We start from the raw sequence: 24,080 nt of genomic DNA on the forward strand, positions 1-24,080 counted from the left end.
ATTTTCTTGAGGACTAGCTGGGAACGACTAGCGTGAGCGTGTGAACGATGACGCGCGCAAGGCAAGGGAGAGCATCGAGGCGCTGACTATCGCGATCTCCGTGCGATCTGTACCGCTCATCCTTGGCTCACTGCTGGAAACTAACCTCACAATTCAGCAGCTGAAGATCCTCACGACCATCGTGGTGAACGACGGTGCGACAATCAGCGCGCTCGCCTCAGAGTTCAAAACGTCGCTAGCCGCCGTCTCGAAGATCGCAGATCGTCTCGTCGCACAGGGACTCGTGGCAAGAGTGACCGACACTCAGGATCACCGCGTCAAGCGGCTACTGCCGACAGGGCTCGGCCGTGACGTGGTTGGCAGCGTGGTCGCCGCTCGCCCTGAACTGGGCAGCGATGTCCTGGATGGATTGTCACAGGACGAGTTGGATGCGCTCGTCACCGCACTCCGCGCCATCAACCGCGAGATGAAGGCTCCTCCATCTTGGAGTGAGGCCTAACCTCTCCCACGCTCGCCCGCGCTATACGACTCGATAGATGCATTGAAGCGACGAAGATAGTCGGCGAACTGACCCACATCTTCTTCCGACCAATCGTCGAGAATGAGCTCGAGCGCCGCAACCGAGCGCTCGCGCACATTTGTGAGCCGCTCGCGTCCGGCGTCAGTCAAGGAGAACTTCCGCGCAGGTCCGCCGTCGGGGTCTGCGATGCGCTCGACAAAACCCGCTCGCAGCGCCGCGCCAGTCTGCCGCTGCAGCGTGGAGACATCAAGCCGAAATGCCTCGCTGAGCTCTGCGATAGACATCGGCCCATCGACGTGGATCCGGCCGAGCACGAGGTAGACACTTCGGTCCAGTCCGTCGTCACTGCGGTGCTGGGCAATGGTGTAACGACTGAGCAGCATTTGCTCGTACTCGATGTCCGCGATTCGTCTTCGCATGCGACTCCTGACCTCACATCCATCTTAGATGTGTATTCTGCATATGCATGATGCACATCGCCCACACCCGTGAAGGACAATGAATTGCAATCCACGACGTCCACGCGCCACCCTCGACTGATCGTCGCAGTCCTGGCGTTCGCAGGCATAGCGGCATCCATCACGCAGACGATGGTGACGCCCCTCATCGCACTGCTTCCCGGCATCTTCGACACATCGGCGGGCAACACGGCGTGGGTGGTCACCGCAACACTGCTTGCGGCAGCGGTTGCGGTGCCGATCTCGGGTCGCCTCGGTGACCTGTTTGGCAAGAAGCGGATGCTCGTAATCCTGACGGTTCCGCTCATGCTGGGCGGCGTCATCTGCGCCCTCGCGCCATCGGTGGAGGTCATGGTTGCGGGACGCGCGCTGCAGGGGGTCGGCTCCGGCTTGGTGCCGTTGGGCATCGCCTTGCTCCGCGACGTCGTGCCGCGCGAACGGCTCTCGTCGGCCATCGCAACCGTCAGCGCCACCCTCGGAGTCGGCGGCGCCATCGGAATGCCGCTGGCCGCTGCCATCATTGAGTTTTCCAACTGGCGCGTTCTGTTCTGGTCTGGTGCTGCGGTCACTGCGCTCGCACTCATTGCAATCTGTCTCGTTGTGCCGTCGACAATCGCCGGCGCCGCTGGACAGCGATTCGATTGGCTCGGAGCTCTCGGGCTTGCCGTCGGCCTGGTGTCGTTCATTCTCGCCATCTCCAAGGGTGCGGAGTGGGGCTGGGTGTCACCGCTGACTCTCGGCCTACTCGCCCTGGCCGTTGTCGCCTTCGCCGCGTGGGGCGTGTGGGAGACCCGGACGAAGGACCCGTTGGTAGACCTCCGAACGACTGCTCGGCCTCGGGTTCTCCTCACCAATGTTGCATCCGTCTTCGTCGGATTCGGGATGTACGCCAGCATGCTTGTGATGCCGCAGGTGTTGCAGTTGAGTTCGGCGACTGGATATGGTCTCGGCCAGTCAATTCTTGCTGCCGGCTTGTGGATGGCACCGGCTGGCCTGATGATGCTTGCACTGTCGCCGGTGGGCGGGAAACTCACCGACGCGCGGGGTCCGAAGTTCACCCTTGTTCTCGGAATCAGCATCCTCGCCGTCGGTTACGCGGTCGGCCTTTTCGGGATGGTAAGCACTTGGGGCATCCTCGCGTCCGGCATCGTCATCAACAGTGGCGTGGCACTCGCCTACGGGGCGATGCCCGCCCTCATCATGGGCTCAGTGCCCCTCTCGGAGACAGCGTCCGCGAACGGATTCAACGCACTTATGCGCTCCCTCGGCACGACCATCGGCGCCGCTGTCATCGGGGTCATTCTTGCCCAGCTCACCACGCCGCTTGGCGGATCACTCGTCCCCTCTCAGCTTGGATTCCAAGTCGCTTTGATCATCGGAGCAGGGGTGTCCGTGGTCGCCGCACTTATCGCCCTGTGCATACCCGCCGACGCCATCACAGCGCCGAAGGGCGACCAGCCGCGCGCCGTCGAGCGGGAACGTGTAGCACAATCCGCCTAGCCGACATACGAGGCCGGGGGTCGCCCCACGCGCCCGGCCTCTCCTCGGTCCAGAGCACTTCCTCCCGCCGCAGCCGCGGTATCTCGCTTCCCGAGATCACGGCCGGGTACGCGGTGGTCACTGTCACCGCATGGGTGGTCACAGAGTTCGCGTCGCGCAAACCGACCTGCGCCCGTCCTCGGTCGCTCCTGTCGGACAAGTCGAAATCTCGCGACGCTCGTTCACGTTCATCACGGAACCGCCGAGGTCTGATTGCTTCGTTGTTTCGCTGTGGAGTTGTTAGTTCGAGGGCCGCACCCGCCTCTCGACGCCTACCCTGCGGCGAACGACCCGACGAGACTGGTCCGCTTGGCTACCTGCCAACGCCACGGCTCGTTTTGCCAAGGTGAGAAACTGAACTTATACCTGTTCAGAAGTTGAAACTCTTTCACATTGCCAAGTGCGCCAAGCACTACATGTATCCCTATGGGGAGCGAGAGAGTGCTGTCCCTCTATATCTATCTCTCTTTTTTTTCTTCACAAGAACTATCTACTACTTGGCAACCTTGCCAGCGCTCCTCGATCCCAGTCGGGAGTAGAGCAAACTCCAGCCAAGGTGACCTTGGCAGAAGCTTGGCGTTTTGGACGAAAACATGGACTTCTCGGCCGAAACCGGTCTGCGCGACCGTCGCTGGCGTGAACGTCGACGTTTGTGGCGCGATGATTCATCCAAGAACATCCGAATGGCGCTGAGCAAAGAAATGTCACTCGACCGCCTGCAAGCGCGAGACTTTCACCTGCCGCAGGGTAGAAAGCAACAGCGACCACCGACCGCCCCACTGACTGACAGGAGACGCCATGCGTGCAACCGACGCACATGCTGGGCGCACTGAGACAGCGACTGCGCGCATCGATGTTCCGCGAGAGCAAGCGAGAATGGCAGGAGGTGCATCTGGGCGCTCGACTTCATCCTCGACCTGACGCCGTTTCCGCAATCACGAACGCCAAGCGGCGGCCTCGTGCCGAGCATCACGAAGAACATCTTCGAGGCGCCCTTCATAAAGGTTCTCGATCTGCCGCACCTCCCCGGGGATGGCGACGTTGAGGAACTGCACCCACGTCCACCGACCAGCCGTTCCAGTTCGCAGAATCCGAAGAACCTCATGCAGTCCGTCGACAACTCGACCGCCGTGCAGCTGGAAGGCCGGGTACAGGACGACACCGTCAGAGGTACGCACGGCCAGAAATAGAAGACTGTCTGCGGCCCGTACGACCTCGGCCTCGGTCCAACCGAGCGTGTCTGCCATCCCCGCGGCGGTGTAACAAGGGCCGACGAGCTCAGCCCAAGAGTTCACCTCAGTCTCGTCGGTCATGGCCTGTCCGCGTGTGCCGTCGAACGACGTCTTCAATGAGCTCGTCGAGGGTTCGGCGCCCCTCGATGTAGTCCCAGCCGTCACGAATGGCCGCACTAGTCGGTTTCAAGCCGTCGAGCCAGCAAGAGTGGAAGGCCTCAAGGACACCGCTAAGTCGTTGCTGCCGTGAATGGTCCAGGCGGTCGTCACGCATCAGGAAACGCCGCCGTCCGCATCTGGTGCAGGCTCGGCGTCTCCAAGCGCAGCGTGCGCAGGTCGAGAAAGGCGAGACTCCCCGCCTGCGTATCGCGCCCGAGGCTCGCCACCCGGCGTCCATCTTCGGTCGCCCCACCGCCAGCGACGTGCATGTGTCCATGGATCAGCAGTTCCGGACGCACCGCATCCCATATATGCGCCACTCGAGCACGCGACCCTTTCGACTCCGCCAGCGTTTCGTCGGGGAAACCCATCGGGTTGGTTCGCAGCACGTCCCGAACCGCGCGCACAGGCGTGTGCGCCGGCGACTCATGCGTCAACATCAGGCTGGCGGGTCCTCCCGCGATGGCCGCCGCGACGTGTTCGTCGGTAATAGCCTCGTCCGGCCACCACCCTGCACCGCTGATGCGCCATAGTCGGTCAACGGATGCCGCACCCCCGAGGGAAAGGACCGAGCGTCCACCGATGACAAGGCGAGCCGGCCGCGCCAGCAACCAGGTGGTCGTCGAGACGCGCACAGCGACTCCGGGACGTTCATCGAAAAGCGGCGTGATCTCGGGCCATGGCTCATGGTTGCCCAGTGTGACGTAGATGCGGTCGATGTTGGTTTCGGCGAAGATCTCGTCGACCGTATCCGGCGGCATCCACCAATCGCCGAGCTGGAAGATGGTCGTCACATCAGGGGCTAACGCAGGGATGATACGGGCCAGTGTTCTTGCCCAGCCGACGTTGCCGTGCCAGTCACCGCATACTGCGACACGTTCGTCGTCCAGCGCGATGCGGTCCGCGTACTCAAGCGCGTCCATCTCACTCCGTCCCTCCGTTGAGGCCAGAGCTTACCAACTTCACGGACTAAAGTCCGCGTTTCCTCCTCGATTCGATGGTCTCTCCGCGGTGAAGCGACTGAGGTGAGCGGCGATAAATCAGGAGTGGCGGTCAGGAGGTCCGCCACTCGCGTAGCGCGTGACTCAAGTCTTCGCTTACATCCCGGACGACGCTGTCAAGGCTCTCGAACGTCTCGCTTGAAGCGCTCTCGATGATCCCGAACATGGGGCCGTTCGAGAACGAGAACTCCGTCTTCCCTCTGATCTCGTAGTGCATGCTGCGGTTCCTCACCACGTCCATCCCTTGGGCAGACAGACGACTCGCGTTGGCCGAATCCGCAACCTCGCGGACTCGTACCGCAGTAGGTGAGGTGAGCAGAGGTTCAGAGGAGAGTATCTTCCTCACCGAAGACAGAGCGTGCCAGAGACTGATGAGACGCGCGCGGAACGCAGCCGCGACGTGCAGCCCGGTGACCAGCGGGATCAGCGTTGCCGCCGCGTTTACCTCCGACTCGATGAGCAGAAGCAGCAGCTTCTGATCCATACTCTCAACGCCGTCGAAGCCGCGCTTCAGATATCGGGTCACAGAACGGTCGTTGTCTTGGATCGAGTCGACGGCGGCGAGGTCCAGGGTCGAGACGATGGCGTCGTCCTTGCCCGACAGGCAACTGAAAACGTGCAGCGACGAGTAGAGGTCTTCGCCGAACTTGCGAAAATACGCTTTGCGTTCCGCCACCGGAACATCATCGAGTCGGAATCTCAGATGGAGAGGGATCGTAGCGCCGACGACGTCGCCACGAAGAGTGTAGAAACCGAGATCTGGCTGCAGCCAGGAGAATCCCCGTCGAACAGTTGACATCAGTTCCTTGCGTTGCGCCATCCATGCTTCGTGGATGTCCAGCTCGAACTCGTTGACGGGACGCCCTCTTTTGACTGCATTGTCGAGCATCTTCGTCGCATGACGCGCGGGAGCTATTGAGGGGTGGATGTCGTTCGGAAGAAGTTCGGCGACATCGGGCAGCGCAACGTCTTCGTTCGGTGATGTCAGCAGCGCGCGGCCTTCGTAGACAATCCGTGCGGCGTGCCCTGAGAGCAGGAGCGGAACCATCGCCTGCGCTGGACCACGGTGTCGTTGAGCGCTGGTGAGGATGTCGCCAAACCATAGCGCGTCCTCAAGCAACAACAGACGCCCTACGGTGACCTTCTGTTCGTTCTGAGTTGGCACCGTCTCTCCCTTTCCTTTGCAGGCGCTGTAGGACACCTTCAGCTTTCCCGGAACGTGACGTGCGGAGCCGGCCCTTCACTCCGTCCCGAGCGGAACCCCAGAGCGTGGCACGTGAGCTCATCGCTTACGGAAGATCCATAGTCCACTCCTGGCGCTTAACTCGCCAGCACATCCTGGAGCCTAGTCGGGGTCTTCTCGTATCTCGTTTGGCCGTACGATCTGTACCGCTAACGTCGCGTCCGCGGTAAAGAACGCTGAGCACCTATCACCAGTCCCCCGCCGGCGACAGCTGGACCTCAACAACCTTCCACTGGCCGACTCGCGCTCTGCGTGCTCCGATGGCGATGTATCGTCGGCCTGCGAGCTGGACGTGGAAGACCGACTTTCTGACAAGGTCTCTGAATTTCTTCACGGTGTAGAAGTCGTCCTCGCCGCTGAACGCACGGACGGAATCTTTCGCCGCAATGTGCGGATGATTCGGTGACTGACCGATGGCGACGGTATCCACTTCGATGCCGTCGTTCTTCCCGTCATACGACCGGAGCAGGAAAGTACCGGGGTCTGTTCGGGCCTCATGGAGGCTCACGGTCGCTATGACAGCCTCGTCTTCATATCCGACGAGCGCCTCCTCGATACCCGTCATTCGCTCGAGTAGCCGCTTTTTCACGTACGACGCGACAGCGTCATCACCATTCCAGTTGCCGGTCACGCTGAGATGCAACGCTGCCGCGCGTCCGAGCGGTGAGGTCGGATCCGTAGAATCCCCTACGTCGCGGTTGACGATGTCCACCGGGATACCGCTCGGTATCCTGCGAAGAAGCTCAGCGGTGATGCGGTCACCCGCGGGTAGAGAATAGCCAAGGATCGTTACGTGTGAGGCGTTTGCAATCGCCTCGTGTGCGGTCCGCCACAGCATGTGGGCGATGTTGACGTTGTAGTAGCTGTCCTTGCTGAGAACGGGCGGTATGAGGAAACGGTCGAGCGTGCTGATCCCGGACACTCCCGAGGACGAACCGCGCGGCTTCTTTTCGAACATGGGGAGGACGCTGTCCTGCACGACGGTCGATCCGTCGCCAGATGACCAATACCAAGACAGCGAGCCGTGCAGTTTCAGCAACTGAAAGGAAGTGTCGTCCGGGGAGGCCGCGTCCTGCCACCCACCTGCTCCGCTGGACCTCGGAGCCGGATATACGACCTGCCGCCCGTCGAGCTCGTAACTGACGCCGTTGTCATAGTTCGGTCGCACGACGCCGAGCGATCCGAAGGCGCTCTCCACGAGCGTGTCGTAGTTGAACGTGAGAACAATTGCCTGTTCGACGTGCCACAGCGCAACAAGCTGCAGTAGCCAGGACGGCGGTGCGCCCTTGGTCGCGGATCCGACCCTCCGGTCGAGGACATCTGCGATGGCTGCCGTGATCCGCTCGGCCTCAGCCCGCCGCTGAGTGTTCTCGTACCCCTGCAAGAACGGCAGCGGCGTAGACAGGACCGTCAAACGCTCTTCGAATGACACGGCGTCCCCCTTAGCCCAGTCCAGGCGCAGACGTCGGCCGAGCTCGTCGCCGAGCTCATCCGTCAGGGGCATGTACGCACTGATGGCTCGGGAGAAGCCGGCGCCGAGTACGTACACGGGTCGTTTGCGGGCTCTCGTCATGCAGTAACCGTCCTTCGTGGGCTCCGAGCGGCCCGCCTTCGTTCAGGCTAGCGTCTCGAGTTCGATGCCCCAGGCCCGGTGATCCTCGCGTACCGATAACGTCTGACGCATGACAGAAGAGGCGCCGTCTACCACCATCGCGCTCGTCCCGCCCACATTGGTCCCGGTCACACCGCTACCACCGACGCCCCGAGAAGAGTACATCTCAACGACCGCACTAGAGCTTCAGAAGACGGGAGGCGCCCCCGACACCACCGGCGCGTTCGTCTTCGTTCACCTCGGCCCAGAGTGGGTGGACCGGGTCACCGAGATCCTGGGGCGCGTCGGCTCTGCGGGAGAGCAGCTCGCGATTGCCCTCGCCACGAACAGGGACGCTCGCAGGTGGACTGCGCCTGACGCTTCAGGATGGAATGTCCAGTTCGCGACCATGGCAGTTCGAGCTCAGGCGGAGATGGCGGCCATGTGGACCCTGAGCGCGGCACACGGTCTGGCGAACGCTCTCGTGCGAATGCTTTTGCTGAACCCGGATGCCGCGAAAGTGGTCAACGACGCTCGCCCGACGGCGAACGGGTTCCCTCCGTTCAGTGAAGACCAGGCCGCGTGGGTGTCTTTCGAGCGGACCATTCTGAAAGCGACACGGAAAGCTGCCGTGGTTTCTGGGTCACCTGCCGCGGTCATCGCAGCGACAGAGCTCTCTGCGCTTCTCGGCGACCAACGCTGGACCGCGCTGCTCGACCTTCGCAACGTGGGATTCCATCGGTGGCGCCCGCAGACGGTCGACGGCGGCACTCCGAAGGCATCATCGGTGTCAATCTCCGGCACGTCACGCTCCATCAGCGTTGGGATAGGACGGTCAAACGTGGCCCCTGACATCGAGTCGACGCTGAAGATCGTCGAGGCCGGACTCGATCTCTTTAGCAAGGCGGCACTTACGTTCGACGAGAACATTCACGCTGCCATAAACGAGCTCAGCGGCAAGCAACTGTTCAAGGTCTAACCGCAAGCGTCACCGCCCGCGACTCAGATACTGGGACGGTAGCCCGGAAGTCGGCCAAGGAAGATCGGTGTGATTTCGGCGGAGTACATCTGCATGCCTTGATTCGACGGTTGATGCAGTACCGCGGGCGTGACCGGCAAGCCACGCGGAGTCAGGAACCTGAGGTCGTGAGCTTCACGGTCATCCTCGTACAGGAGCCATTCAGTGACATCCAACCAACCGGTACTGCCGAGCGCGTCGTCGTCGCCGATTCCGCTGAGTGCCCACGAGAACGGGTTGAACGTGACGGAGGCCAACGTGTTGACCGTGGCGCGGGCGTCCAACAGAAAAGCGGTGAGCATCGGCCCTGTCAACTGGGTCGGCGCCGAGATGAGTACCCCTATGGTGCGTGGGACGCTCGGGCCAAATGCGCGGGCCCCGGCCAGGGCGGCACGCTCTTCGTCGCCGCGCATAGAGGGTGCATGACCATCCTCAACAGCACCCCTTTCCCCCTCTTCCTTACCTACGAGGAGGTGGCCGCTTACCTGCCCGGTGTTCCGCTCGACGAGACGCTCCGCATCGGCCGTCACCGCATCCCCATCCGAGCACTGGCCCCTGACCTCGGATTCGAAGAGATTCACGAGGCAATCCACCTCTCGGAGCGGGAGAACGTCGACGCCCTACGCACGTCCGACGGCGAGCTTCGGTTCGAGTACGCCTGCACCCAGCTCGAAGTTATCCTCGCTTGCCGAAGAGCAGGAAGTCCGTGCGTGGGATGCGGTGGCTTACATCGCCCAGCAGGTCTTCCCGGAGCTTACCGTTCTGAACTCGACCAAGACGCCGGTGAACACGCTTGATGCTCTCCCCGCCACCGCGGCGTCGACCAGCGCTCGTTCCACAGAACGTCGAACTTCCCGCTCAGCGTCACGCCGCCGGAGTGGTTCCCGAGGAGCGGTATGCCGAACGTGGTGTTCAGCGGAGCGTAGGCATCACCGGTCAGCGTTTGGACATCTTCCGCACAACCTCCCAAAGCGAGGAACTCCTCGTTGCGAAACCATGATTCACAAGCCAGGAGATGTCACGCTTAGCGACAAGCCCCTCCCCCTCTTCCGCCCACGGGGTCACAAGGGGACGGAGCGACCTGACCGCTGACGCGGGAAGTGTTCCCGCGTAAGCCTTCAGGAGCAAGATCCCTAGAGCCAACTCTCCGCGTTTATTGTCCTGTGCCATCACCTTAACCATGGCGCGGACCTCATCCCCGGCCTCGCGGCGAACGGGAAGTGCGAGGAAGACCTTCACCGCACGCTCTCGTAGCGAGATCGTCTTCGCTGTACGGACTTTGGCTCCGACCTCCTCGTAGACATCGAGGCCCTGGCCGGATTCGCTAAGCGCGCGCAGGTCTCCTATGTGCGAATCGTGCTTCACAAGGAGTCTCCAGGCTTGACCCCTTTGGATCTCGTCAGCATTCTGCCCGAATCGACGCCACGCATCCTGAGGGAGAGTCGTCACGCTAGGCAGCTGCTCGATGTCGGTGACCGGAGGAGCCGACGACAACCAGGAGGCCCTGAGGGAACGAACGGTCTTCGGATCGCTCACCGCAGATAGGGCCGCGACAGGTAGATGGACGATAGCCATGCCGCCCGAAAGTGCGCGATGATGCGCAGTAAGCAGCACGCGCAATGCAAGCTCCGGGTTGGCGTCCTCCCACGGCTGTTCCGAAATCATGGCAGCAGCGATTCGCTCCGCGGAAGCAGGCTTCTCGGATTCGAGCGAAGCGACGATGACGTCCACTGCCGCCGCCTCTGCTTGGGCGGACTGGACAGCAGTCAGGTAGAGCTCCTCGCGAAGCTCATCAATGGTCACCGCATCACTGCCGAGGGCGTCCAGTATTGAAAGCAGCCGCAACTGGGTCTCGAACCGCGAGTCAGAGTACTCGTCCCAGTCCACCTCGAGATCGCCTCGAACCAACTCGACAATCTCAACTAGGTCAAACTCGTCAGACGGAAGGCTTGCAACCTTCTGGGCAACGGTAGCGCCACCTTCACGAAGCGCCTCATTCTCGCTTTCCACGACGAGCTTGATGACGGCGTGCAAAGCATCATGCTTCGATGACGCCGATACGGTCACACTCCCGTCCAGCCTGCCAGCCCATCGCGCCCTCGCACGGGCGGGAGCTCTGTAGATCGCGTCTAGTAGGAGCGAGTTCGCTTCGCTCACTTGCCCCCGTTCGATGTCTTGGTCAATCAGCGAGTCGTGAAGGTCAAGGAAGCCCCTGAAGTTGTCCACCCGTCGAAGGACACGCAGAAGGTCCCGTCGAAGCGTCGATTCGAGGGCCATCTCTGTCCAGCCGGAGGTGATCTCCGCCGCGATGCCTCGATATGCTTCCCGCTGTTGCTCGTAGGCTGCCTTGTTCTCCGCGTCTTGTTCGTCCGCCACAGCTTTCGCCGCGGCTGTCGCCGCGCTGGGTTCCACAGGCTCGGGAGCAGTCGCAGAGAGCGAGGTTGCAAACTGCTTGATCTGGTCAAAGGTGAGGCTCGCCTCAAGATCCTCAGAGAACTTGACGAAGAATGCAGATGCCACATCCGGCTCCGCAACAGCGTGCTTGAGGACCGCCGGCAGCATGTCTGCGCGGGCTTTGGGCCAGTCCTCGTCCCGGATCGTGCCTTGAACGAACCAGATGACCCTTGCGACACCAACGCCAGTCTGTTCTTGGGCGACGGCGAGAACTGTGTGCATCTCCCCACGCATATAAGGGGCCGCGACGGCTCTGCCGTAGCCCTGAAGGCTCTGAACAGTCATGCCGCTGATACCTGTTGAGACTCGGCCGCCCAGCAGGCGCGCAATGTCGGGGCCGACTTCGACAAGCTCGGCTGCGATCTCACCCGCCAGCACGACGAGTCGGTCCGAAACGTCTCGCGTCTCCTTTTCTGTCTGATCAAGAAGGTAGCGAATCGCCTCTCCGAGATCGCGGTCACTGGCCTCATTAAGCCCGTTGAGGAGATCAGCTCGGGGCATATCAGCGGCAGAGAGAAGCTCGTGGTAGACCCCGGGATCGTCGAATGCCAGGAGCGAGCCGTCCGTGTGCATCATGATCAGGTCTGCACGAGGCTCGGGAACGTTCCGCTCCCTCAGCAGCCGCAGATAGCGTTCGAGGTTCTCCTCAAGTTGCTCCTTCACCTCACCCGCATCGTCTTCACCCACAACCTCGTCGAGAGCGGTGTCGCGCTTGTCTTCGCCGACGTACTGATTTACGAGATTGAGCAGGGACGGGCGGGTGGGCTTGGGAGTGTCTTGGTGATAGAGGTATCGCATGAGAGCCGGCTCGCGTTCCAGGTCAGCTGCCAGGCGAGGAAACTCGGTTTGGAGGACAGTGAGAACCGCGATTTCCTCGGCTCGCTCCAGCCACTTGAAGTTCATGCCTTCGTAGATTCTCGCGTTCACCGCGAAGTCATTCAGGAGCACTTTTGTTCGTCGAGGACTGGCGAGGTGCATCGGCGAAAGGATGTTCACGACCCGGTCGAGAAGGTCGGCGTCGTGAGATCGAAGCTGAGCCCACACCCCTCCTCGCTCCCGAACCAGAGAACTGGCGAAGCGTCGAAACGTGTGCACAGGCTGAGGAGGGAGCGCCAACTGGAACTGGAAGATCTTGTCGAGGTACTCCCCGCTAGTGCGGTAGTACGGCGCCGCGTTGTCACGAGGTGCGCTCTCCTTCAGCTGACTGGCGATAACGCCGGCCACCGCCTCGCGGTCGAATGCTACGACGAAGACACACTCCTTGTGGCCGAGGAAGGTGCGGAGCCCTTCCAGAGTCGCCATCACGTCCGCAGGCGTGCAGCGGTCGAGTTCATCGACGAAAATGACGAAGCGATGCTTCTTCTTCGTCTCAAGGATCTCTTCGAATAGCTTGCCGAACTGCGCGACGTGACTCGGCGTCGACTTCGACACAGTCACTTTCGACAACTCGATAATCGCCAGCGCCACGACGACGATGAGGGTGCCGCCCGCCGCCATGTTCGCAAACCCACCGATGTTCTCGACGAAAAGGCTGAAGTACGTGCGTTTGATGCCGGACAGAAGTTGCACACCTGTCCACAGCGCAGGCAGGCCAAAGAAGACCCCGAGGAGGACACCAATCAGGATGAAGAATCGTGCACGTGGGCTCCACTTCCGGTCGGAGAGCGGTCCTTGGACGGAGGTAGTGGCTTGGAAGAGCTTGTCTGAGATCTTCACGTCCGCATCGAGTTGCGCGGCGACCTCAGAGAGAAAATTCGTGCGGAAACCGGAGCCCGCGTTCTTCCATGCGTCAAAGGTGATGTGTTGCGTCTTGGTCGACTGCTTGCCGAGCTCTTCACGCAACAATGCGTTGAAACTGCTCTTGCCCGACCCCCAGGGTCCAAACAAAGCGATGTTCGCGTTACCGGGGGAGGATACCGCCAGTTCCGCTGTTCGCCGGGCGAGCACGCGGTGGTGCAGCAGATCGTCCTTCTCGCCGATACCCGAAGCCCTCGCACCGAGCGGCTCATCCGGTACGAGATCCTCTGCGCTGAGCACCTGCATTTTCGCCGTTCCCCCTGTCGTCACCCTGAAGTTGACTCTATCGGGATGAATAGACATGGCGCGGTTCTCCTCAGGCACGCCAATGTCGTCACGCAACAGATTCCATGCCACAACGTGACCTGTTGTCAGCGATGGGCGTAGCGCCCTCGAGGCGGTTAGAAGCGGGTCATGACGTCCTCGACACCGGCTCTGAAACGCGGGCACGTCGCGATGTCATGAGATCTACAGTTCATCGCGTGCTCCGTCATAGCCCGAGAGCGTCGCATGTCTTCCATGCGCCGGTCAATGTCGTCGAGGTGCTGCTGAAGGATTTGATGGCGTTCTCTCGCCCCCTCGTCGAGCATCACCGCGATCTGCTTCAACGTCATTCCAGCGCTCTTGCTGCGTTGAACGACAGCGATCCGCACGATCTGGTCCTCGCTGTACTTCCGTCGACCTGCAGCATCACGTTCCGGGAGGACCAACCCCACCGTTTCCCAGTGCCGAAGAACGTTGGTAGGTAGCCCCATCTCATGCGCAACCTCCCCGATGTCCATGAGCTTCACCGGTCAGTCCCCTCACCATAGCTCGCAGGCCAGAGTGGCCTCCCCACGGCCTGCTCGAGCAGAACAATCGTCCGCAGATCCGGCCACCGAGCACCAGACAGCAACTTCCGGATCGTGCCTTCGTCAACACCCGCAATGTCGGCGGTGGATCGTATGCTCGCATCGCCCATTGATCGACGTAGATTGACGGCGAGACGACGAGCTGTCTCCCCCGCCACATCGGGTGAGACTGTGTTCGGCCACTCCTCAGTCAATTCTGCGGGTGGCAGGCGTTCAGACTTGGCCATGAGGACCTTTCGATGACGAAGTGCGGGATCCGCGGAAAAACAAGGATCAAGTAGTGCGCGTTAGGTCACATGGGTGGCGCGAGCGCAGGTTGAAGGTGAAAACGGCGCACAATGCGAGCCGATTGATAAGGTCCACACGGGCCGCGACATCACCGACGGACCACGGATGCTCGGCATTTGACTTCATCCTAACATGAAGTCACAGACTGATCGCGAACGCAAGATCCACCGGTCGGAAGGACCTCTCATGTACGACGTGATCGTGATCGGCGCGGGCCCCGCGGGCCTCCAGGCGGCGCTGACGCTGGGACGGATGCATCGCTCTGCACTGCTGCTCGACTCGGGCGAGTACCGCAACGGCACGGTGCAGCACATGCACAACGTCGCGGCGAACGACGGCACCCCACCCGCCGAGTTCCGAGCGACCGCCCGCGCCCAGCTCGTCGAGTACGCGGACGTCGAGGTGCGCGATGCCCGCGTCGAGCGGATCGCCGGAGAGCAGGGGGCGTTCACCGTGGCACTCGCCGACGGTGGCACGGTCGAGGCACGACGCATCGTTCTGGCGACCGGCATGGCCGACGAGCTGCCCGCGATCCCCGGGCTGCAGGAGCTGTGGGGCGTCGGTGCGTTCAGCTGCCCGTTCTGCGATGGGCACGAGCACGCGGGTAAACCGATCGCCGTGATCGGCGAGGCCGCCCGCGCCGCCCACCTGATCGGACTGCTCGGCCGGATCGTGTCGTCGATCACGGTCTTCCCCGCCGCGGGTTCGTTCTCCGACGAGGATCGCGCGACCGTCGAGGGGCTCGGCGCCACCGTCGCCCCCTCTGCTCCCCTGTCGATCGCGCGGGATGGCGAGACGGTGACGTTGACCACGGCGGAGGGCGGAGCATCCGTCGCCGGCGTCTTCGTCGCCTCGATGGTCTCACGTCAGCGCGCGCCGTTCGCCGAGCAGCTCGGCCTCGCGATGCTGCCCTCGGGCGCGATCGAGATCGACGACTTCGGCCGCACGTCCCTCGCCGGGGTCTCAGCGGCGGGCGATATCGCGCACCGCGCCTCGCTGCCCGGCGCGATGGCCGCGGTCGCCCTGGCGGTCGCGGCGGGTCAGCTCGCCGCCGTGGGCCACATCCAGTCGCTGATGGCCGAGGGAGTCTAGTCAGACGGCGCCGACATCGACCGCGCCACCGGTCGCCGCGGGCTCGGCGTAGTCGATCTCGCGCCAGACGTCGCCGACCCGCTCGAACGAGGTCACGCTCGACAGGGCGCAGCGCCGGGTGCGCGGATCATGCCGCAGCGGGAGGCCGGCCACCGAGAGGTGCGTGATCCAGATCGGCGCCTGGTGCGACACGATCACCGCGTCCCCCGCCTCGGTGGTGTGCCACAGGTCGTCCATCGCGGCGCGCATGCGCTCGGCGACAGAGACGTACGGCTCGCCCCAGCTGGGCACGGACGGCTGCCGCAGATGCCACCAGTTCAGGGGGTTCATCAGCGAGCGGCGCATCTGCGTGCCCTCGAAGACGTTGGTCGGCTCGATGACCCGCTCGTCGAGAACCGGCTCGAGGTGGAAGCGCTCGGCGAACGGGGCCGCCGACTCCTGCGTGCGCTCCAACGGCGAGCACCGCAGGGCCTCGACGTCGCGGCCGAGACCGGCGACATGCTCGGCCGCGGCGATCGCCATGCGCTGCCCGTCGTCGCTGAGGTGGAAGTCGGGCAGACGGCCGTAGAGAACGCGGCCGGGATTGTGGACCTCGCCGTGACGGACGAGGTGCAGACGGGACGCCGGCACGTCAGGCCTTGCGGTAGCGGGAGTCCCCGAACCCGAGGATGAAGTACCCGATGAACGGGATCAGGAACAGCAGGAAGAACGAGAACGCGCCGCCCTTGCCGAAGCGATCGCCGACCTTGACTGCGACGACGATCGCGAGGATGACGTTGGCGATCGGCACCAGGTAGAGCAGTACCCACCAGCCCGACATCCCGGCGATGCGCAGCAGGAAGATCGCGTTGACGACGGGGATCAGGGCCAGGATGCCGGGGTAGCCGGCCTTCGTGAACACCTTCCACCAGGCGATCGCCAACAGGACGTAGAAGATGATGCCGATGATGCTGGTGGTTCCCGAGAAGAACGCGGAGACGAAGTCGGGGACGACCGGTACATCGGCGGCGGGGACGAGGGCGAGTTCCATAGGAGCACCTTCCTTTTCCCTGCCACCCTACTGATCCCCTCCGCCCGCCGGAGACACGCCGCGCGCCCCCGTAGAATGGGCGGGTTCGCCCGTTCACAGAACAGAAGGAATACTCCGTGCTTCGCACCCACTCGGCAGGCTCACTGCGAGCCGAGCACATCGGTCAGACCGTCACCCTCGCGGGGTGGGTCGATCGCCGTCGTGATCACGGAGGAGTCGCGTTCATCGATCTTCGGGACGCGTCGGGCATCGCCCAGGTCGTCATCCGCGACGAGGAGATCGCCCACCCGCTGCGCAACGAGTTCGTGCTCAAGGTCACGGGCGAGGTGTCGCGCCGCCCCGAGGGCAACGCCAACCCGAACCTGCCCACCGGCGAGATCGAGCTCATCGCGACCACCGTCGAGGTGCTCAACGAGTCCGCTCCCCTGCCCTTCCAGGTCTCGACCGCGCTCGCCGACAGCGAGACCGTCGGCGAAGAGGCACGCCTCAAGTACCGCTACCTCGACCTGCGCCGTCCGGCCCCGGCATCCGCCCTGCGCCTGCGCTCCGACGTGTACAAGGCGATCCGTGACGTGCTGCACGCCGACGACTTCACCGAGGTCGAGACCCCGACGCTCACCCGCTCGACGCCCGAGGGCGCCCGCGACTTCCTCGTTCCCGCGCGCCTGAGCCCGGGCAGCTGGTACGCCCTGCCCCAGTCGCCGCAGCTCTTCAAGCAGCTGCTCATGGTCGGCGGCGTCGAGAAGTACTTCCAGATCGCGCGCTGCTACCGCGACGAGGACTTCCGCGCCGACCGTCAGCCCGAGTTCACGCAGCTCGACATCGAGATGAGCTTCGTCGACCAGGAAGACGTCATCCGCCTGATGGAGTCGCTCGTCGTCGCCATGTGGAAGACGATCGGCGTCGAGGTGCAGACCCCGCTGCCGCGCCTGACCTACGCCGATGCGATGGCGAAGTACGGCTCCGACAAGCCCGACCTGCGCTTCGGCCTCGAGCTGGTCGAGGCGACCGAGTACTTCTCCGACACCACGTTCCGCGTCTTCCAGAACGAATACGTCGGTGCTGTGCGCATGCCCGGCGGTGCGGGTCAGCCTCGCAAGCAGCTCGACGCCTGGCAGGACTGGGCGAAGCAGCGCGGCGCCCGCGGTCTCGCCTACGTGCTCTTCAACGAGGACGGAACGCTCGGCGGCCCCGTCGCCAAGAACCTGTCCGAGGCCGAGCAGGCGGGTCTCGCCGAGCTCGTCGGCGCCGAGGCCGGGGACTGCGTGTTCTTCGCCGCGGGTGCAACGAAGGAGAGCCGCGCCCTCCTCGGCGCCGCGCGCGTCGAGATCGGTCGCCGCCTGGGCTACCTGAACCCCGACGAGTTCGCCTTCACCTGGGTGGTCGACGCCCCGATGTTCGAGCCTGCGGCAGATGCCGTAGCCTCGGGCGACGTGGCCGTCGGCGCCGGAGCCTGGACCGCCGTGCATCACGCGTTCACCGGCCCCAAGCCCGAGTTCGAGGCGACGTTCGACACCGACCCCGGATCGGCCCTCGCCTACGCGTACGACATCGTGTGCAACGGCTCCGAGCTCGGCGGCGGATCGATCCGTATCCACCGCGAAGACATCCAGAAGCGCGTCTTCCAGGTCATGGGTATCAGCGACGAGCAGGCCGATGAGCAGTTCGGCTTCCTGCTCGACGCGTTCAAGTTCGGCGCACCGCCCCACGGTGGCATCGCGCTGGGCATGGACCGCGTGCTGCAGCACCTCACGAAGACCGACTCGATCCGCGAGGTCATCGCGTTCCCGAAGTCGGGCAACGGCTACGACCCGCTCACGGCCGCGCCCGCACCGATCTCGGCCGAGCAGCGCGCCGAGGCCGGCGTCGACTTCGAGCCGGAGGACGACGAGGCCTGACCCTCGGCCCCTGCGGCGATGCGTCGACAGGCCCAGCAACCCGGTTCCGGGTGCTGGGCCTGTCGCATACCCGGGGTTCAACATGAGCTGGGTCCCTGAGCCTGTCGACGCCCCGCCCCGCACACCCGCACGGACGAGTCACACCTGCACGGAGCATCCGCTCGTATCTCCGTGCAGACGTGCGCGCTCCGTGCAAGCGTGCCGCGTTGCACGGTTCATCCGCAGGGAGAAAACACATCTGCAGGGAGAAATCGTCGATTCCTCCCTGCAACCGTCATCGCTCCCTGCAAACGGATGCCGTCGCCCGCCGCTACGACGCCAGCCCGAGCGCGGGCGCCACGTTCTCGTTCCACACATCGACGCCGAGCTTGGCGATCAGAGCGATCACCACGACGAGGAAGACAACGCGGATGAACTTCGTGCCGCGCGAGATCGCCATGCGCGACCCCAGGTAGCTGCCGGCGACGTTGGCGACCGCGAGGATCCCGCCGAGCACCCACAGCACCGAGCCGTGCGGGATGAAGAGCAGCAGCGCACCGAGGTTCGTGGCGAGGTTGACGATCTTGGCCTTGGCGCTGGCCTGCAGGAAGTCGTAGCCGAGCAGTGCGACGAGCGCGATCACGAGGAACGTTCCCGTTCCCGGCCCGATCATTCCGTCGTAGAAGCCGATCACGAGACCGGCCGCGCCGGCCATGATGTGGTGCTTGTGCCCGTGGAAGCGCAGCATGGTCGCGGCGCCCATCTGCGGTCGGAAGGCGGTGAAGAGCGCCACGGCGAGCAGGGCGACGACGATGATCGGCTTGAAGGCCGCCGCGGGCAGCAGGGTCGCCACCGCCGCGCCGCCGAACGACCCGGCGAGCGCGATCACGGCCATCGGGATCGCGGTGCGGATGTCGGGTTTCGCCCGCCGGTAGTAGGTGACGCTGCTGGTCGCGGTGCCGAACACCGAGGCGAGCTTGTTGGTCGCGAGCGCCTGGATCGGCGCGATCCCGGGGATGAGCAGCAGCGCGGGCAGTTGCAACAGCCCTCCGCCCCCGACGACGGCGTCGATCCAGCCCGCGGCGAAGGCGGCGATGACGACGAGCAGCAGCATCCCCCAGGTGAGCTGCTCCAGTCCGAGCACGGCGCCGATATCCACCTGGCCATGATTCCAGACGTTCGGCGGTCGTCGTGCCGCGCCGAGATCCCCCGTTTCGTTCGAGATCCCCTCCTGTCGCGCGTCTGCACAGGGGGTGCTCGTGCGGCAAGGGGGATCTCGGCGGCATGCAGGGCAGACTGGAGGCATGATCGAGGCCCTCCCCCTGCCGTACCCGTTCGCGTCACGCCTGGGGCGCGCGGTGCTGCGCCGCGCGACCGCCGACGACACGGATGCCGTGATCGCCCTGCTCGCCGACGACCCGATCAGCGCGGCGCGCGGCGATGTCGCCTCGGCAGACGACCGGCCCGCGTACGCCGAGGCGCTTCTCGAGATCCTCGCCGAGCCGTCGAACGACCTGCTCGTCGTCGAGCTCGACGGCGCGATCGTCGGAACGCTGCAGCTCACCTCGATCCCGGGCATGGCGCGTCGGGGCGCCCGGCGGCTGCTGGTCGAGGCCGTGCGGGTGCGGAGCGACCTGCGGTCGTCGGGCATCGGATCGGCCGTGATTCGCTGGGTCGGCGAGCAGGCCGCACCCGCGGTCGGAGCGGCGATGGTGCAGCTCACCTCGGATGCCGCGCGCACCGACGCCCATCGCTTCTACGAGAAGTTGGGGTATATCGGGTCACATCTCGGTTTCAAATACACGGTCGAGACCGCCTGAACTCCGCGCCAGGACGCGGCACACCCCACCCCGCCACCACCCGGTCACCCTCCGTTCACCCACGCCGCTCCGGCCGGTAACTCACGGCCCATAGTTTCCTCTCGCAACCCGAACCGGCGCACCGCCGGTCACCCGAGAGGACACTCATGGCACGCTTCACCCGCCGCGCGCGCATCGGCGCCGGTATCGCACTGGTCACCACCGCCGCCCTGGCACTCACCGCCTGCTCCGGCGCCGCCGACGCGACCGACGCCGGCGAGGGCTCGACCGACGCCGCGACCGCGACGTCCGTCGCCGACTTCGGCACGTTCGCCGACCTCGAGGCCGCCGCCAAGGCGGAGGGCCAGCTCAACGTCATCGCGCTGCCGCGCGACTGGGCGAACTACGGCGAGATCCTCGACCTCTTCGCCGAGAAGTACCCCGAGATCACCATCAACGAGGCCTCCCCCGACGTGTCCAGCGCCGAGGAGATCCAGGCCGCCGAGACCAACAAGGGCCTCGACACCGCACCGGACGTGTTCGACATCGGCCTCACGGTCGCGCTCCAGAACACCGACTACTTCGCCCCCTACAAGGTGCAGACCTGGGACGACATCCCCGCCGAGCTCAAGGAGCCGACCGGCCTCTTCGTCGGTGACTACGGCGGATACATGTCGGTCGGCTACGACTCCTCGAAGTTCGACGCTCCCGCCGAGCTCGCCGACCTGCTCTCGGCCGATTACAAGGGTGCCGTCGCGATCAACGGCGACCCGACCCAGGCCGGCGCCGCGTTCGCCGCGGTCGGTCTCGCGACCGTCCAGTCCGAGGGCACGCTCGACGACTTCCAGCCCGGCATCGACTTCTTCTCGGAGCTGCAGAAGGCCGGCAACCTGCTCAAGGTCGACGTGACCACGGCGACCGTCGCGAGCGGCGAGACCCCCGTCGTCTTCGACTGGGACTACCTGAACGCCTCGCACAAGGCCGACAACCCCAACTGGGAGGTCGTGGTCTTCGACGGCACCGGCTACGCGGGCTACTACAACCAGGCGGTCAACGTCGACGCCCCGCACCCGGCTGCGGCGCGCCTGTGGCAGGAGTTCCTCTACAGCGACGAGGTGCAGAATCTGTGGCTCGGCGGCGGCGCTCGCCCCGTACGCATGGAGGCCATGACCGAGGCCGGCACGATCGACGCCGACCTCGCTGCGGCTCTGCCCGAGGTTCCCGAGGAGACGGTCGTCCCGACCGAGGAGCAGTCCGCAGGCGCCGGCACGCTGCTCGGTGAGAAGTGGGCAGCGGCGGTCCAGTGACGACTCTGGTCGACACGGGGGCGGATGCTCCGGCATCCGCCCCCGTCACCCCCGCCGGGTCCTCGCACGATGCGAGGGCCCGGCGGTCCGCGCCTTCCTGGGCCTGGTTGGGTCTCGTACCCTTCGCGGCCTATATCGTGCTGTTCCTGGCCGTGCCGACGCTGCTCGCGATCGGCTCCGGTTTCTTCACCAAGGACGGCTCGTTCACCTGGACGAACGTGTCGGCTCTCGGCGATCCCGTCGTGCTGAACACGTTCGCCAACTCCGCCTGGCTCTCGATCCTGACCGCGGTCGTCGGCGCCGTCGTCGGTGCGCTCGTCTGCTACGCCCTGCTCGGCATGAACCCCGATGGCGCGATCCGCTCGTCGGTGGACGCCGCGGCCGGCGTTCTCGCCCAGTTCGGTGGCGTGATGCTCGCGTTCGCCTTCATCGCGACGATCGGCATCCAGGGCGTGCTGACCGTGTTCCTCAAGGACACGTTCGGCATCAACATCTACGAGAACGGCACATGGCTCTACGAGCTGCCCGGCCTCATCCTGCCCTACATCTACTTCCAGATCCCCCTCATGGTCATCACCTTCATGCCAGCCCTCGCCGCGCTCAAGCCGCAGTGGGCCGAGGCGAACCTCACCCTCGGCGGCACCCGCACGAGCTTCTGGCTGCGCATCGGACTGCCGGTGCTCGCCCCGTCGTTCCTCGCGAGCCTGCTGCTGCTCTTCGCGAACTCGTTCTCGTCGTACGCCACGGCCGCCGCTCTCGCGAGCCAGGGCTCGCAGATCGTGCCGCTGCAGATCCGCACCGCGCTGACGAGCGAGACCGTGCTCGGTCGCGAGAACCTCGCGGGTGCGCTCGCGCTGGGGATGATCGTGGTGGTCGGCGTCGTGATGGCCCTGTACTCGCTGATCCAGCGTCGGGCTGCGAGGTGGCAGTCGTGAACCGTCTCGCCCCCTCACTCACGACCCGCTGGGTCATCGGCATCCTCGTCGGCCTGTTCTTCGCCATCCCTCTCGTGTCGACATTCCTCTACACGCTGCGCGACACCGAGAGCGGACTCTCGTTCGACCACTGGATCGCGCTGTTCGACCCCGCCGCCTCCGCGGCGATCAAGCCGATCTGGACCGGTCTCGGCAACTCGCTCATCCTCGCCGTCGTCACCGTCGCGATCGTGCTGTTCCTGCTCACGCCGACGATGATCCTGGTGAACCTGCGCTTCAGCAAGCTCAAGCCGATCTTCGAGTTCGCGGTGCTGCTGCCGATCTCGATCCCGGCGATCGTGCTGGTCGTCGGTCTCGCCCCGATCTACCTGCAGATCGGCCGCTCGGTGGGCACCGGCACGTGGACCCTCGCGTTCGCGTACGGCATCACCGTGCTGCCCTTCGCCTACCGCTCGATCCAGGCATCGATCGACGCCGCCGACCTGCGCACGCTCTCCGAGGCCGCACGATCGCTCGGGGCGAGCTGGCCGACGGTCGTGCTCAAGGTGCTGGCGCCCAACCTGCGCCAGGGCCTGCTGGCCGCGTCGCTCATCTCCATCGCGGTGGTGCTCGGCGAGTTCACCATCGCCTCGCTGCTGAACCGGCAGGTGTTCCAGACGGCGATGGTCGTCGTGCAGAAGCAGGACCCGTACGCGCCGGCGATCTTCACGCTGCTGGCACTCGCGCTCGTGTTCCTCCTTCTCCTCCTCATCGGTCGCGTCGCACGCGGCAACGGAAAGGCCCACTCATGACCATCGATCACGCACTCCCCCGCACCCAGGACAACCTGCTGCTCGCCGAGGCGGGCGAGGGCACCCGGGTGCAGCTGCAGAGCATCGTGAAGAGCTACGCGGGCAACCGCGTGCTGCACGGCGTCGACCTCGACATCGCCGCGGGTGAGTTCGTCTCGCTGCTGGGGCCGTCGGGCTGCGGCAAGACCACGCTCCTGCGCGTGCTCGCGGGCCTCGAGGGCTCCGACGAGGGCGCGGTGCTGCTCGGCGGTCGGGACGTCTCGCGCGTCCCGACCAACAAGCGCGACATCGGCATGGTCTTCCAGTCGTACTCGCTGTTCCCGCACCTGCGCGTCGCCGAGAACACGGCCTTCGGGTTGCGCCGCCGCGGGGTGTCGGCATCCGAATCCGCCAAGCGCGCGAAGGATGCTCTCGCTCTGGTCGGTCTCGCCGACTTCGCCGACCGCTACCCGCACCAGCTGTCGGGCGGTCAGCAGCAGCGCGTGGCGCTGGCGCGCGCCCTGGTCACCGAGCCCAAGGTGCTGCTCCTCGACGAGCCGCTGTCGGCGCTCGACGCCAAGGTGCGCGTGCAGCTGCGCGATGAGATCCGCCGCATCCAGCTGCGCCTGGGCATCACGACCGTGTTCGTCACGCACGACCAGGAGGAGGCACTCGCCGTCTCCGACCGGATCGCCGTGATGAACTCGGGCCGGATCGAGCAGATCGGCTCGCCGGAGGAGCTCTACACGACACCGTCGACCGCCGGTGTGGCCGCGTTCGTGGGTCTCTCGAGCATCGTCGCCGGAGTCGCCGATGGCGACCACGTCGTCGTGTGGGGGCAGCGGCTGCCGCTGCAGACGCCCGCCGACGGCCCGGTCGACGTATACCTGCGTCCCGAGAACGTGTACTTCGCCTCGGAGGCGGATGCCGCGACCGACGCGATCGTCGAGGAGAGCACCTTCCTCGGCAGCATGCGTCGCACGCTCGTGCGCACCGAAGCGGGAGAGGTCGTCCGGGTGCAGCACGCCCCCGGCATCCACCCCGCCTTCGGCGATCGGGTCCGCATCGCGGTCGCGCCCGAGCCGGTGGCCGTGCACCCTCGCGCCTGAATCCCGCCCT

22 protein-coding genes are annotated in these 24,080 nt (G+C 64.7%); 10 read left to right on the forward strand and 12 right to left on the reverse strand.

Annotated elements, in window-relative coordinates; genetic code table 11:
- Positions 1–40 precede the first annotated feature (40 nt).
- Complete coding sequence (locus ACIQTT_RS06820) at positions 41–499, forward strand: MarR family winged helix-turn-helix transcriptional regulator (RefSeq protein ID WP_402787825.1); 459 nt, start codon at positions 41–43, stop codon at positions 497–499.
- Here ACIQTT_RS06820 and ACIQTT_RS06825 read toward each other — a convergent pair.
- Positions 496–939, reverse strand: coding sequence for a MarR family winged helix-turn-helix transcriptional regulator (locus ACIQTT_RS06825; RefSeq protein ID WP_402787828.1), 444 nt, complete (start codon positions 937–939; stop codon positions 496–498). The genes ACIQTT_RS06820 and ACIQTT_RS06825 overlap by 4 nt on opposite strands.
- A gap of 69 nt (positions 940–1,008) precedes the next feature.
- Between ACIQTT_RS06825 and ACIQTT_RS06830 the strand changes: the two genes are divergently transcribed.
- Positions 1,009–2,478 (forward strand): MFS transporter, encoded by a 1,470-nt coding sequence (locus ACIQTT_RS06830; RefSeq protein WP_402787831.1) that lies wholly within the window; start codon positions 1,009–1,011, stop codon positions 2,476–2,478.
- Positions 2,479–3,452: 974 nt separating this feature from the next.
- On the opposite strand, the gene ACIQTT_RS06835 is transcribed toward ACIQTT_RS06830, so the two are convergent.
- The 5 genes from ACIQTT_RS06835 to ACIQTT_RS06855 form a co-directional block, all read right to left on the reverse strand.
- Entirely contained in the window at positions 3,453–3,830 is a 378-nt protein-coding gene (locus ACIQTT_RS06835) for a hypothetical protein (protein ID WP_402787834.1), read from the reverse strand.
- Entirely contained in the window at positions 3,814–4,023 is a 210-nt protein-coding gene (locus ACIQTT_RS06840; protein ID WP_402787837.1) for an antitoxin VbhA family protein, read from the reverse strand. Before ACIQTT_RS06840 ends, ACIQTT_RS06835 begins: the two co-directional genes overlap by 17 nt.
- Positions 4,016–4,831, reverse strand: coding sequence for a metallophosphoesterase (locus ACIQTT_RS06845; protein ID WP_402787839.1), 816 nt, complete (start codon positions 4,829–4,831; stop codon positions 4,016–4,018). The genes ACIQTT_RS06840 and ACIQTT_RS06845 overlap by 8 nt, the downstream gene beginning before the upstream one ends.
- Before the next feature lie 130 nt (positions 4,832–4,961).
- On the reverse strand, positions 4,962–6,074 hold the full coding sequence (locus ACIQTT_RS06850) for a hypothetical protein (protein WP_402787842.1): 1,113 nt from the start codon (positions 6,072–6,074) through the stop codon (positions 4,962–4,964).
- A 265-nt stretch (positions 6,075–6,339) separates the two neighbouring features.
- Complete coding sequence (locus tag ACIQTT_RS06855) at positions 6,340–7,725, reverse strand: hypothetical protein (RefSeq protein ID WP_402787845.1); 1,386 nt, start codon at positions 7,723–7,725, stop codon at positions 6,340–6,342.
- Between the two features lie 109 nt (positions 7,726–7,834).
- Here ACIQTT_RS06855 and ACIQTT_RS06860 point away from each other — a divergent pair, with 109 nt between their 5' ends.
- Entirely contained in the window at positions 7,835–8,722 is an 888-nt protein-coding gene (locus ACIQTT_RS06860) for a hypothetical protein (RefSeq protein ID WP_402787848.1), read from the forward strand.
- Between the two features lie 23 nt (positions 8,723–8,745).
- Here the strand turns inward: ACIQTT_RS06860 and ACIQTT_RS06865 are convergent, their stop codons facing one another.
- The 3 genes from ACIQTT_RS06865 to ACIQTT_RS06875 form a co-directional block, all read right to left on the reverse strand.
- Positions 8,746–9,342 carry a hypothetical protein gene (locus ACIQTT_RS06865; RefSeq protein ID WP_402787850.1) on the reverse strand — a complete coding sequence of 199 codons (597 nt, stop codon included), beginning with the start codon at positions 9,340–9,342 and terminating at the stop codon, positions 8,746–8,748.
- A gap of 355 nt (positions 9,343–9,697) precedes the next feature.
- Entirely contained in the window at positions 9,698–13,336 is a 3,639-nt protein-coding gene (locus tag ACIQTT_RS06870; protein WP_402787853.1) for a P-loop NTPase fold protein, read from the reverse strand.
- Between the two features lie 77 nt (positions 13,337–13,413).
- Positions 13,414–13,794: a MerR family transcriptional regulator gene (locus ACIQTT_RS06875; protein ID WP_402791130.1), complete on the reverse strand. Its 381-nt coding sequence runs from the start codon at positions 13,792–13,794 to the stop codon at positions 13,414–13,416.
- A 489-nt stretch (positions 13,795–14,283) separates the two neighbouring features.
- Between ACIQTT_RS06875 and ACIQTT_RS06880 the strand changes: the two genes are divergently transcribed.
- A complete protein-coding gene (locus tag ACIQTT_RS06880) occupies positions 14,284–15,243 on the forward strand; it encodes an NAD(P)/FAD-dependent oxidoreductase (RefSeq protein ID WP_402787856.1) in 960 nt (319 codons plus the stop codon).
- On the opposite strand, the gene ACIQTT_RS06885 is transcribed toward ACIQTT_RS06880, so the two are convergent.
- Both ACIQTT_RS06885 and ACIQTT_RS06890 read right to left on the reverse strand, forming a co-directional pair.
- Positions 15,244–15,873 (reverse strand): histidine phosphatase family protein, encoded by a 630-nt coding sequence (locus ACIQTT_RS06885; protein WP_402787859.1) that lies wholly within the window; start codon positions 15,871–15,873, stop codon positions 15,244–15,246.
- Position 15,874: 1 nt separating this feature from the next.
- Positions 15,875–16,273: a DUF5684 domain-containing protein gene (locus ACIQTT_RS06890; RefSeq protein ID WP_402787862.1), complete on the reverse strand. Its 399-nt coding sequence runs from the start codon at positions 16,271–16,273 to the stop codon at positions 15,875–15,877.
- Positions 16,274–16,389: 116 nt separating this feature from the next.
- Here ACIQTT_RS06890 and aspS point away from each other — a divergent pair, with 116 nt between their 5' ends.
- Positions 16,390–18,171 (forward strand): aspartate--tRNA ligase, encoded by a 1,782-nt coding sequence (aspS, locus tag ACIQTT_RS06895; RefSeq protein WP_402787865.1) that lies wholly within the window; start codon positions 16,390–16,392, stop codon positions 18,169–18,171.
- A gap of 310 nt (positions 18,172–18,481) precedes the next feature.
- Here aspS and ACIQTT_RS06900 read toward each other — a convergent pair whose 3' ends face one another.
- Positions 18,482–19,264 carry a sulfite exporter TauE/SafE family protein gene (locus ACIQTT_RS06900; RefSeq protein WP_402791133.1) on the reverse strand — a complete coding sequence of 261 codons (783 nt, stop codon included), beginning with the start codon at positions 19,262–19,264 and terminating at the stop codon, positions 18,482–18,484.
- 190 nt (positions 19,265–19,454) lie between these two features.
- Here ACIQTT_RS06900 and ACIQTT_RS06905 point away from each other — a divergent pair, with 190 nt between their 5' ends.
- From ACIQTT_RS06905 to ACIQTT_RS06925, 5 genes are all read left to right on the forward strand, one after another.
- On the forward strand, positions 19,455–19,970 hold the full coding sequence (locus tag ACIQTT_RS06905) for a GNAT family N-acetyltransferase (RefSeq protein WP_402787868.1): 516 nt from the start codon (positions 19,455–19,457) through the stop codon (positions 19,968–19,970).
- A 146-nt stretch (positions 19,971–20,116) separates the two neighbouring features.
- A complete protein-coding gene (locus ACIQTT_RS06910; protein WP_402787871.1) occupies positions 20,117–21,256 on the forward strand; it encodes an ABC transporter substrate-binding protein in 1,140 nt (379 codons plus the stop codon).
- Positions 21,235–22,191 carry an ABC transporter permease gene (locus tag ACIQTT_RS06915; RefSeq protein ID WP_402787874.1) on the forward strand — a complete coding sequence of 319 codons (957 nt, stop codon included), beginning with the start codon at positions 21,235–21,237 and terminating at the stop codon, positions 22,189–22,191. The genes ACIQTT_RS06910 and ACIQTT_RS06915 overlap by 22 nt, the downstream gene beginning before the upstream one ends.
- Positions 22,188–22,982: an ABC transporter permease gene (locus tag ACIQTT_RS06920; RefSeq protein WP_402787877.1), complete on the forward strand. Its 795-nt coding sequence runs from the start codon at positions 22,188–22,190 to the stop codon at positions 22,980–22,982. Before ACIQTT_RS06915 ends, ACIQTT_RS06920 begins: the two co-directional genes overlap by 4 nt.
- Positions 22,979–24,070, forward strand: coding sequence for an ABC transporter ATP-binding protein (locus ACIQTT_RS06925; protein ID WP_402787880.1), 1,092 nt, complete (start codon positions 22,979–22,981; stop codon positions 24,068–24,070). Before ACIQTT_RS06920 ends, ACIQTT_RS06925 begins: the two co-directional genes overlap by 4 nt.
- Positions 24,071–24,080: the final 10 nt, after the last annotated feature.

The organism is Microbacterium sp. NPDC090225, from assembly GCF_044772365.1.
Taxonomy (GTDB): domain Bacteria; phylum Actinomycetota; class Actinomycetes; order Actinomycetales; family Microbacteriaceae; genus Microbacterium.

What these genes read in the sequence shown, in the direction of transcription:
- ACIQTT_RS06825 (WP_402787828.1), bottom strand. Translation starts at nt 939, where the DNA reads ATGCGAAGACGAATCGCGGACATCGAGTACGAGCAAATGCTGCTCAGT.
- ACIQTT_RS06835 (WP_402787834.1), bottom strand. Translation starts at nt 3,830, where the DNA reads ATGACCGACGAGACTGAGGTGAACTCTTGGGCTGAGCTCGTCGGCCCT.
- ACIQTT_RS06840 (WP_402787837.1), bottom strand. Translation starts at nt 4,023, where the DNA reads ATGCGTGACGACCGCCTGGACCATTCACGGCAGCAACGACTTAGCGGT.
- ACIQTT_RS06845 (WP_402787839.1), bottom strand. Translation starts at nt 4,831, where the DNA reads ATGGACGCGCTTGAGTACGCGGACCGCATCGCGCTGGACGACGAACGT.
- ACIQTT_RS06855 (WP_402787845.1), bottom strand. Translation starts at nt 7,725, where the DNA reads ATGACGAGAGCCCGCAAACGACCCGTGTACGTACTCGGCGCCGGCTTC.
- ACIQTT_RS06860 (WP_402787848.1), top strand. Translation starts at nt 7,835, where the DNA reads ATGACAGAAGAGGCGCCGTCTACCACCATCGCGCTCGTCCCGCCCACA.
- ACIQTT_RS06875 (WP_402791130.1), bottom strand. Translation starts at nt 13,794, where the DNA reads ATGGACATCGGGGAGGTTGCGCATGAGATGGGGCTACCTACCAACGTT.
- ACIQTT_RS06880 (WP_402787856.1), top strand. Translation starts at nt 14,284, where the DNA reads ATGAAGTCACAGACTGATCGCGAACGCAAGATCCACCGGTCGGAAGGA.
- ACIQTT_RS06890 (WP_402787862.1), bottom strand. Translation starts at nt 16,273, where the DNA reads ATGGAACTCGCCCTCGTCCCCGCCGCCGATGTACCGGTCGTCCCCGAC.
- ACIQTT_RS06900 (WP_402791133.1), bottom strand. Translation starts at nt 19,264, where the DNA reads ATGCTGCTGCTCGTCGTCATCGCCGCCTTCGCCGCGGGCTGGATCGAC.
- ACIQTT_RS06905 (WP_402787868.1), top strand. Translation starts at nt 19,455, where the DNA reads ATGATCGAGGCCCTCCCCCTGCCGTACCCGTTCGCGTCACGCCTGGGG.
- ACIQTT_RS06910 (WP_402787871.1), top strand. Translation starts at nt 20,117, where the DNA reads ATGGCACGCTTCACCCGCCGCGCGCGCATCGGCGCCGGTATCGCACTG.
- ACIQTT_RS06925 (WP_402787880.1), top strand. Translation starts at nt 22,979, where the DNA reads ATGACCATCGATCACGCACTCCCCCGCACCCAGGACAACCTGCTGCTC.